Origin of the sequence: Brevibacillus gelatini, from assembly GCF_003710935.1 — a bacterium.
GTDB lineage: Bacteria > Bacillota > Bacilli > Brevibacillales > Brevibacillaceae > Brevibacillus > Brevibacillus gelatini.
The window spans coordinates 1-1,802 of sequence record NZ_RHHS01000050.1; the positions used below are offsets into that span (position 1 = coordinate 1).

Here is a 1,802-nt window from a genome sequence, read left to right on the forward strand (position 1 = left end):
CTTTTGTTTTGGGGGGGAGGAGGTGGGGTGTATTTCATTTATTTGCTTGTTCGATTACTTGATTACTTGATTACTCGACGGGGCTGTCTCAAAAGTCGCTTTAATGACTTAGAGATGCCCTCTTTTGAAATTCAATAGCCCTAATAAACCAATGTTGCTGTTTTGGTGATTTTGCTTATTGGGACTTTTTGGAAAGTCACTTCTTTTGTATTGATGACAACTGTTGTCATCACTGTTGCCAAAAGCTCAACTGGAAAGCACAACCGGAAAGTTCATTTGGAAAGTTCATTTGGAAAGCTCCATTGGAAATCGCAGTCGGTAGCCTCACGGAAAGTTTTCTCAGTCGATAATCACACGGAACGCTTTGCTGAATACATCAACTGAAGGACTCAATTGAGTAACCAGCTAGTAACCAACTGAGTAACTTAACCAGTAGCTCAACCAATATCTAAATCAATAACTCAACGAGTAATTCAACTGAAAGCCTTAACTGAAAGCTTGGGCATTAGCCTAAAAGGCTCAGGCTGGTGAATGGTTTTTCGAAGAACTTTTTGGTTTTTAGCGAGATTTTTTCAAAAGTGTGTGTGCAAGTTCTTGTTTTTTTGTGGAGAATAGCACGCCAAAAGCCTGATTTTACGCGGTTTTTCGTGGGGTTTTCGTAGGAGTGAAAAAAATTACAAGAAATTATTCATTTCCTCTTGAAATCCATCTCGGGATGCTGTATAGTAATAAATGTGATCGACGTCCGGTGCGATTCGGGCCCTTAGCTCAGTTGGTCAGAGCGGTCGGCTCATAACCGATTGGTCGTAGGTTCGAGTCCTACAGGGCCCACCATTAAGCGAGTACATAAGTTGCTTGGTTCAAGATCACATACATATCTCACGATCCGGTAGCTCAGTTGGGAGAGCACCATCTTGACAGGGTGGGGGTCGCTGGTTCGAACCCAGTCCGGATCACCATATATCAGAAGCTGAAACCCTTGATTTATCAAGGGTTTTTCTATTTTGGTGGTGACTTGTTAAACAGGGTGAACCAGCAAAATACCCCTTCTGGTCAAGATTTGGTCAAGATTCATTTTGTGGTCAAAAGTGGTCAAAAAGCGTTACTGTATGCGAATTTAAACACAAAAAAAGACCGATCTTCTTTGATTGAAGATACGGTCTATTTAGCGTTTTCTATCTTACCGTTATTACTGTTTGTGTGGCCGAACAGCATCTTTCCAAATTGCTTCGCTGTTTCCTTCTGCATGCTGGGGAGCAGATGGCTGTATGTGTCGAGCGTAATGCGAGTATCTGCATGACCCAATCGTTCTGCAACGATTTTGGGATTGGCTCCCTGTTTCAACAACAGTGTTGCGTGGGTGTGTCGTAAATCATGAAAGCGGATTTTGGGAACATTGGCTTTCTCGATAGCGGAATTGAATGCCCGACGAATGTTTCCTGCATTCGTAGGAGTACCGTTTTCACTGCATACAACCAGGTCGAGATCGGTGTATAAATCAGGGCCAGCCGCCAGCTTTTCCTTAGCAATTCGTACTTTGTGCTTCTTTAATTCAGCGATGGTCTCATCAGGCAGATCAATCGTCCTGGTTCCTGATTTTGTTTTTGTATAGGGCAGTATTTCCTTTCCGTCATGACTAAGTATTTGCGTTACACGCAGAAAGCCGTTCTCAAAATCGATGTCCTTCCACTGCAACGCAAGAATCTATCCTTGACGCATTCCTGTCGTCACTGCAAGCAGAAAGGCGATGTAATACCGGCTCCCCTTGGCATGCTCAAGGAAGGTGTATATCGCATAATAAA

At 43.2% G+C, this 1,802-nt stretch carries 2 tRNA genes and 1 pseudogene; 2 read left to right on the top strand and 1 reads right to left on the bottom strand.

Annotation, left to right across the window (positions count from 1 at the left end):
• The first annotated feature begins 757 nt into the window (after positions 1–757).
• Both EDM57_RS20060 and EDM57_RS20065 read left to right on the top strand, forming a co-directional pair.
• Positions 758–834 (top strand) — tRNA-Ile (locus tag EDM57_RS20060).
• A gap of 49 nt (positions 835–883) precedes the next feature.
• Positions 884–959: transfer RNA gene (locus EDM57_RS20065), tRNA-Val, on the top strand.
• Between the two features lie 202 nt (positions 960–1,161).
• On the opposite strand, the pseudogene EDM57_RS20070 reads toward EDM57_RS20065, so the two are convergent.
• A pseudogene (locus EDM57_RS20070) lies at positions 1,162–1,802 on the bottom strand (site-specific integrase); the annotation flags it as partial.